Source organism: Enterobacter sp. K16B (genome assembly GCF_020216105.1).
GTDB lineage: Bacteria > Pseudomonadota > Gammaproteobacteria > Enterobacterales > Enterobacteriaceae > Enterobacter > Enterobacter sichuanensis.
The window spans coordinates 21141-27386 of sequence record NZ_JAIWJZ010000043.1 but is presented as its reverse complement, the minus strand read 5'-3'; the positions used below and the strand labels follow the sequence as shown (position 1 = coordinate 27386).

6 protein-coding genes are annotated in these 6246 nt (G+C 61.7%); all 6 read right to left on the bottom strand.

Features of this window, described 5'->3' with window-relative positions; genetic code table 11:
* Positions 1-32: 32 nt before the first annotated feature.
* Positions 33-542, bottom strand: a complete 510-nt coding sequence (locus LDK53_RS10690; RefSeq protein ID WP_225287076.1) for a 4-hydroxyphenylacetate 3-monooxygenase reductase subunit — start codon at positions 540-542, stop codon at positions 33-35.
* 17 nt (positions 543-559) lie between these two features.
* Positions 560-2122, bottom strand: a complete 1563-nt coding sequence (gene hpaB, locus LDK53_RS10685; protein ID WP_225287056.1) for a 4-hydroxyphenylacetate 3-monooxygenase, oxygenase component — start codon at positions 2120-2122, stop codon at positions 560-562.
* 195 nt (positions 2123-2317) lie between these two features.
* On the bottom strand, positions 2318-3208 hold the full coding sequence (gene hpaA, locus LDK53_RS10680) for a 4-hydroxyphenylacetate catabolism regulatory protein HpaA (RefSeq protein WP_155030660.1): 891 nt from the start codon (positions 3206-3208) through the stop codon (positions 2318-2320).
* A gap of 9 nt (positions 3209-3217) precedes the next feature.
* Positions 3218-4564, bottom strand: coding sequence for a 4-hydroxyphenylacetate permease (hpaX, locus tag LDK53_RS10675; RefSeq protein ID WP_225287045.1), 1347 nt, complete (start codon positions 4562-4564; stop codon positions 3218-3220).
* A 21-nt stretch (positions 4565-4585) separates the two neighbouring features.
* On the bottom strand, positions 4586-5383 hold the full coding sequence (hpaI, locus tag LDK53_RS10670) for a 4-hydroxy-2-oxoheptanedioate aldolase (RefSeq protein WP_095441756.1): 798 nt from the start codon (positions 5381-5383) through the stop codon (positions 4586-4588).
* Positions 5384-5392: 9 nt separating this feature from the next.
* Positions 5393-6196 carry a 2-oxo-hept-4-ene-1,7-dioate hydratase gene (gene hpaH, locus LDK53_RS10665; protein ID WP_025757444.1) on the bottom strand — a complete coding sequence of 268 codons (804 nt, stop codon included), beginning with the start codon at positions 6194-6196 and terminating at the stop codon, positions 5393-5395.
* Positions 6197-6246 lie beyond the last annotated feature (50 nt).

Genomic DNA, 6246 nt, shown 5'->3' with positions numbered 1-6246 from the left:
GCTGGCCGGTAAAAAGGCCAGCGCGAAGGGGTTTACACGGCGACTTCCGTCTCCAGCATGACCGGGTGGAAACGACGTCTGAAGTAGATCAGGCCGTGTCCCGCGTCACTCAGAATGATGTTTCTAATTTCAACAAGATAAACAAGATGCGTGCCGATGGTTTGCACCTGGCTAATCTCGCCTTCCAGGCTTGCCAGCGCGCCCTTCAGCACCGGCTGCGCCAGCGGGCCTTTTTGCCAGCAGGAGAGGGCAAAGCGCTCCTCCATCGCCATACCGGTCATCCCGGCGAAATGGCGAGCCATGATCTCCTGCTCATGGTTCAGCACGTTAACGCACAGCCTGCCGTTGCCCTGAAATACCGGATTCATGGCGCTGTTGGCGTTGATGCACACCATCACCGACGGCGGGGTGTCCGTGACCGAGCAGACGGCGGTGGCGGTAATGCCGCAGCGGCCTGCCTCACCCTCGGTGGTCACCACATTAACCGCGGCCGACAGGCTGGCCATGGCGTCGCGAAAACGCAGGCGTTGATCTGATTGCATGATAACCTCCCGCTGCATTATTTCAGCAGCTTATCCAGCATGTTGATATCGCTGTTGTTGTGCAGGTGCGGCACCGTCCAGCCGTGTTGGTCGTATTCGGACATGCAGCGGTCGACCATCGCCATCATCTTGTCCATGTTGCCGGAGCTCTGCGCCTGGCGCAGACACTGCAGGCGGATTTCATCCTGGCTACCGGAGTAGTTGATCTCATACAGCTCGTGACGGCCGCCAAACTCGCTGCCGATGGCATCCCACATCAGCTTCAAAATCTTGATGCGTTCGACGTGATCCATGCCGTTAGAGCCGCGCACGTATTTCGCCAGGTACTGGTCGATCTGCGGGTTGTTCAGATCCCGCGCGCTGGAGGGCAGGTAGATCAGCCCGGACGTCACGTTACGCTCGATGATGTTCTTGATCTTGGCGTAGGCCATCGGCGCCATCACGCGGTAAGTTTGCAGCGCGGCGTGATCCGGCAGATACGCGCCGTTGACCCACGGGGTGGCTTCGGAACACATGGAGTCGCTCAGCGCCCAGAACATGTTGCGCCAGGCCACCACTTCGCCGAGATCCGCCTGTACGCCGCGGAACTCCAGGGTACCGGTGCACTCCAGGGATTTCTTCAACAGGGCGGTGATGAAGTCGAGTTTTACCGCCAGACGCACGCAGGCCTGCAGCGGGTACATGCGGGCAAAGCCGCCCTCCATCGTCCAGCGACGGCAGCGGTCGAAATCGCGGTAGATCAGCACGTTTTCCCATGGGATCAGCACGTGATCCATCACCAGGATCGCGTCGTTCTCGTCGAAGCGGCTGGAGAGCGGGTAGTCATACGGCGAGCCGGTTACGCCTGCCACCATCTCGTAAGAGGCGCGGGAGATCAGCTTCACGCCCTCGGCATCCATCGGCGCGACGAACATCAGCGCGAAGTCCGGGTTTTCCCCCATCACCTGCGCGGAGCCAAAGCCGATCATGTTGTAGTGGGTCAGCGCCGAGTTGGTGGCCACCACTTTCGCCCCGCTGACGATGATCCCGGCATCGGTCTCTTTCTCCAGCTTGATGTAGACGTCTTTCACCTCGTCCGCCGGCTTGTGGCGGTCGATGGGCGGGTTAACAATGGCGTGGTTGAAGTACAGGCCGCTTTCCTGAATGCGGGTGTACCAGTTGCGGGCGTTCTGCTCGAACTGGCCATAGAAGGTTGGGTTGGCGCCGAGCGCGCAGCCGAACGCGGCCTTGTAGTCCGGCGTGCGGCCCATCCAGCCGTAGCTCAGGCGCGACCACTCGGCGATGGCGTCGCGCTGCTGGCGCAGGTCGTCGGCACTTTTCGCCACGCGGAAGAATTTATGGGTGTAGCCGCCGCTGCCGGTGTCGGTGCCCCAGCACAGCGTGTCCTGCATCTCCGGCTTGTGCAGCGCGTCGTACATTTGCGCGATGGACGCCGCCGCATTGCGAAACGCCGGATGGGTGGTGACGTCTTTGACGCGCTCGCCGTAGATGTAAATCTCACGACCGTCCTGCAGGCTTTTTAAATACTCTTCGCCGGTTAACGGACGTTTGGCGTCAGCGCGGAACTCTTCAGGCTTCATAGGGACCTCGTATCGGAATCGGGTTGTTAAATTTATGTTTTGTTTTTGTTGTTTAATTGAAGCCTGAGAGGGGCGGGACGTGAAGGGACGTTTGGGACAACGGCAGGTACTTTTCGGGTGGGATGTGGTTTTGTGATCTGTGCGGCTTTTCGGCGGGTGGCGCTGCGCTTACCCGCCCTACGGACCGCGATGCGTTCAGGAAACCGGTACTTTCTGCGCCCGGTACGCGCTTGGCGAGCACCCCACTAAGCGGTTAAAAAAGCGGGCAAAATAGGCCGGATCCTTAAACCCCAGCTGCCAGGCAATCTCGCTGACCGCGCTGTCGGAGAAGAGCAGCAGCCGCCTGGCTTCGCGCAGCTGCCGGTCGAAGATCAGCCGCTTCGGCGGACGGTTGGCGAAGCGGCGGCAGATATCGGTCAGGCGGGATTCGGTCAGGTGCAGCTCGCTGGCATATTCCGGCACCGTCCAGTGCTGGTGGTAGTGGGCATCAATCAGCTGGGTAAAGCGCTGGAACAGCTTTAGCTCGCCGCGCATGCCGCCCGAAGCGTGGTCGTCGAGCTTCGCGTTGCGCAGCAGCAGGGTGAAAACCGCCTGCGCCAGCAGGGCCAGGGTATGCTCACGACCGGGCAGCTGCTCCGTGGATTCCCGGGCAATCAGCTGCCAGTAGTGCCTGAGCGCCGCCAGCTCGTCCGGCTTATCCGCCAGCGAGAGGCAGATCCCCGGCAGGCCAAACGCCTCCCGCGTGCCGGGGTAGAGCACTTCCAGCAGCGGCCAGATCAGATCCTCGCGCACCGTCAGGACGTGACCGTCACTGTCGGATTCGGTGATAAACGCGTGCGGCACCGACGGCGGCGTGAGAACGAACAGCGGGGCCTGCACCGAATAGCGGTGATCGTCGAGCTGCAGCTCAATCTGCCCGGTATCGAGAAAGTGCATCTGAAAGTACTGGTCGTGACGATGCGCCTGCATGTCGCGGCCAAAAAAGGCCGCCATGCGGGCGAAAGACTGGTAGTGCACATCGTCGGTGCCCAGACTTTCGTCGTACTCCTTGCTGATGTCGATATTGGTAATGGGGCTCTGGCACATACCCGCTCCCTAGTGGATCTTCTGCGCCGCGATGCCCGGCTCGCGCGCCAGGCTTTCGCGCTGCGTCATTGGGATGCGCGTCAGCACCAGTGCGCCGACCACCAGCAGCCCGGCGACAAACCACAGCCCCGAGCTGAAGCTGCCGGTGGCGTCGCGCAGGATGCCAATCAGCAGCGGGCTGACGGCAGAACCGACGTTGCCGATGGCGTTGATCACCGCCAGCGCCACCGCGCGGGACTGCAGGCTAATGACCCGATCCGGCGTGGTCCAGAATATCGCCATGGCGGTAAACGATCCGGTTGAGGCCATGATGATGCCAAGCAGCTGGATCAGGCTGTGATCGGTGGCCGAGGCCAGCATCCATCCCGCCGCGGCGAACAGGTACGGCAGGATGGTGTGCTTTTTTCGCTCTTTCAGCCTGTCTGAGCGGCGGCTCCACCAGATCATCCCGAGGATGGTACAAAATTGCGGGATCGCCGCCAGCAGGCCAATCACGATATTGCTGCTGCCCGTGTTGAAGCTTTGCAGGATCTGCGGCGTCCAGATGTTGATCGCGCTCAGCGTATTGGTCAGGCAGAAGTAGGCCAGCGTGTAGAGCAGCACTGCCGGGGTCAGCACCTCGCGCAGCGTGGATTTCGGCGTGACGGGCCGGGCAATGGCGACCTCCTGCTCGCGGGCGATCATCGTTTTCAGCGCCCGTTTCTCGTCATCATCCAGCCAGCTGGCCTGATCCGGCGTGTCGTTGAGGTAAAACCAGGTCACCACGCCGAGCACCACGGACGGCAGCCCCTCCAGCAGGAATAACCACTGCCAGCCTTTCAGGTTCCACAGCCCGTCCATCGCCAGAATGTAGCCGGAGAGGATCGAGCCGAGCATCATGGTCACCGGCATGGCGATCATAAACAGCGCGTTGGCGCGGGCGCGGTAATACGCCGGGAACCACCAGGTGAGATAGACCAGGATCCCCGGCAGGAAACCGGCTTCGGCAATGCCCACCAGCATGCGCAGCACGTAGAGCGTTTCCGGGCTGGTGGCGAACATGGTGCAGGTGGAGGCGATCCCCCATACCACCATGATCCCGGCGATCCAGCGACGTGCGCCGATCTTTGCCAGCATGATGTTGCTCGGGATGCCGCACAGCACGTAGGTGACGTAAAACAGCGTCGCGGCCAGGCCAAACATGGTGGAGGTCAGGCCCAGATCTTTACCCATCGTCAGCCCGGCAAAGCCGATGTTGATGCGATCGAGAAACGAGAAGACAAACAGGATAAAGAGAAAGACGATCAAACGCCGGAACAGTTTGTTAATGGCGCGCTGTTCAACAGCGTGATTATTTTGCAGGGTAGAGGTCGTCATGATGCGCTCCAGATCTTACGTTTAGTAGATGGATTTATTGTTATTAACTGACGTAACCGGGTTTTCGATAAAACGTGCCGCCAGCGCTTCCGCGCCGCGGGCGAGCAGGGTAGTGTCAACGCCGACGGCAACAAACCGCGCGCCGAGATCGAGATAGCGTTTTGCCAGCGCCTCGTTGGCCATCAGAATGCCGGGGGCTTTACCGGCGCTGAGGATCTGCGCGATCGCCTGTTCGATGGCGGCCTGCACTTCCGGGTGCTGTGGATTGCCGGCAAAACCCATGTCGGCGCTGAGATCCGCCGGGCCGATAAACACCCCGTCAACGCCGTCCACGTCCAGGATCTGCGGCAGGTTTTTCAGCGCTTCGCGGGTTTCGATTTGCACCAGCACGCACATGGCGTCGTTAGCCTGCTGCAGGTAGTCCGGAATGCGGTTCCAGCGCGAGGCGCGCGCCAGAGCGCTGCCCACCCCGCGAATGCCCGCGGGCGGATAGCGCGTCGCGCGTACCGCCAGACGGGCCTCGTCGGCGTTTTGCACCATCGGCACCAGCAGGGTTTGTGCCCCCACATCCAGCAGCTGTTTGATTTGCACCGGATCGTTCCACGACGGGCGGACCACCGGCTGGCTCGGATAAGGGGCGATGGCCTGCAGCTGGGTTAAGACGGTCTGCACGCTGTTCGGCGCATGTTCGCCGTCGATCAGCAGCCAGTCGAAGCCGGCGCCAGCCAGTAACTCCGCGCTGTAGCTGCTGGTCAGCCCCAGCCATAAACCAATTTGCGGGCGGCCTGTCTGCAGCGCCGCTTTGAATGCGTTTTGCATCGTTCTCTCCTAAACAAAGCGGCAGCTGATGGCGCCCATGTTGCCGTAGTCCACGTGGAAGGTGTCGCCTCGGCTGGCGGTCACCGGGCGGGTAAACGAGCCGCCGAGGATGATCTGCCCGGGCTCCAGCTGCACGTCATACGGGGCGAGCTTGTTTGCCAGCCACGCCACGCCGTTGGCCGGGTGGTTAAGCACGCCTGCGGCGACGCCGGTCTCTTCAATGACGCCGTTGCGGTAAAGCAGGGCGGAGATCCAGCGCAGATCCAGCTCGTCGGGCTTAATCGGGCGGCCACCGAGGATCACCCCCGCGTTGGCGGCGTTATCGGAAATGGTGTCGAAGACCTTGCGCGGGCGCTGGGTCTCCGGGTCGACGTTGTGGCAGCGGGCGTCGATCAGCTCCAGCGCCGGGATGACGTAATCCGTGGCGTTGTAGACGTCGAAGAGGGTGCAGTTCGGGCCGCGCAGCGGTTTTGCCAGCACGAAGGCCAGCTCCACTTCGATGCGCGGGACGATAAACCGATCGACGGGGATGTCGCTGCCGTCGTGGAAGAACATGTCGTCCAGCAGTGCGCCGTAGTCCGGTTCGCTAATCTGCGAGCTGGCCTGCATCGCTTTGGAGGTGAGGCCGATCTTGTGGCCCTTCAGCACGCGGCCTTCGGCAATTTTCAGGCTGACCCATTCGCGCTGAACGGCGTAGGCGTCGTCAAGGGTGATCGTCGGGTAGTCGAGGGAGATCTGGCGGATCTGTTCCCGGGACTGCTCCGCCTGATGCAGGCGATGGGCGATCAGGGTGTGGGTGTGTTTGTCGAGCATGGCGATATCCTTTGTGCGGCTGTTGCCGGGTGGCGCTTCGCTTACCCGGC

Excerpts from the sequence above, each read along its gene's own strand:
- LDK53_RS10690 (WP_225287076.1), bottom strand. The coding sequence starts at position 542 with ATGCAATCAGATCAACGCCTGCGTTTTCGCGACGCCATGGCCAGCCTG.
- hpaB (WP_225287056.1), bottom strand. The coding sequence starts at position 2,122 with ATGAAGCCTGAAGAGTTCCGCGCTGACGCCAAACGTCCGTTAACCGGC.
- hpaA (WP_155030660.1), bottom strand. The coding sequence starts at position 3,208 with ATGTGCCAGAGCCCCATTACCAATATCGACATCAGCAAGGAGTACGAC.
- hpaX (WP_225287045.1), bottom strand. The coding sequence starts at position 4,564 with ATGACGACCTCTACCCTGCAAAATAATCACGCTGTTGAACAGCGCGCC.
- hpaI (WP_095441756.1), bottom strand. The coding sequence starts at position 5,383 with ATGCAAAACGCATTCAAAGCGGCGCTGCAGACAGGCCGCCCGCAAATT.
- hpaH (WP_025757444.1), bottom strand. The coding sequence starts at position 6,196 with ATGCTCGACAAACACACCCACACCCTGATCGCCCATCGCCTGCATCAG.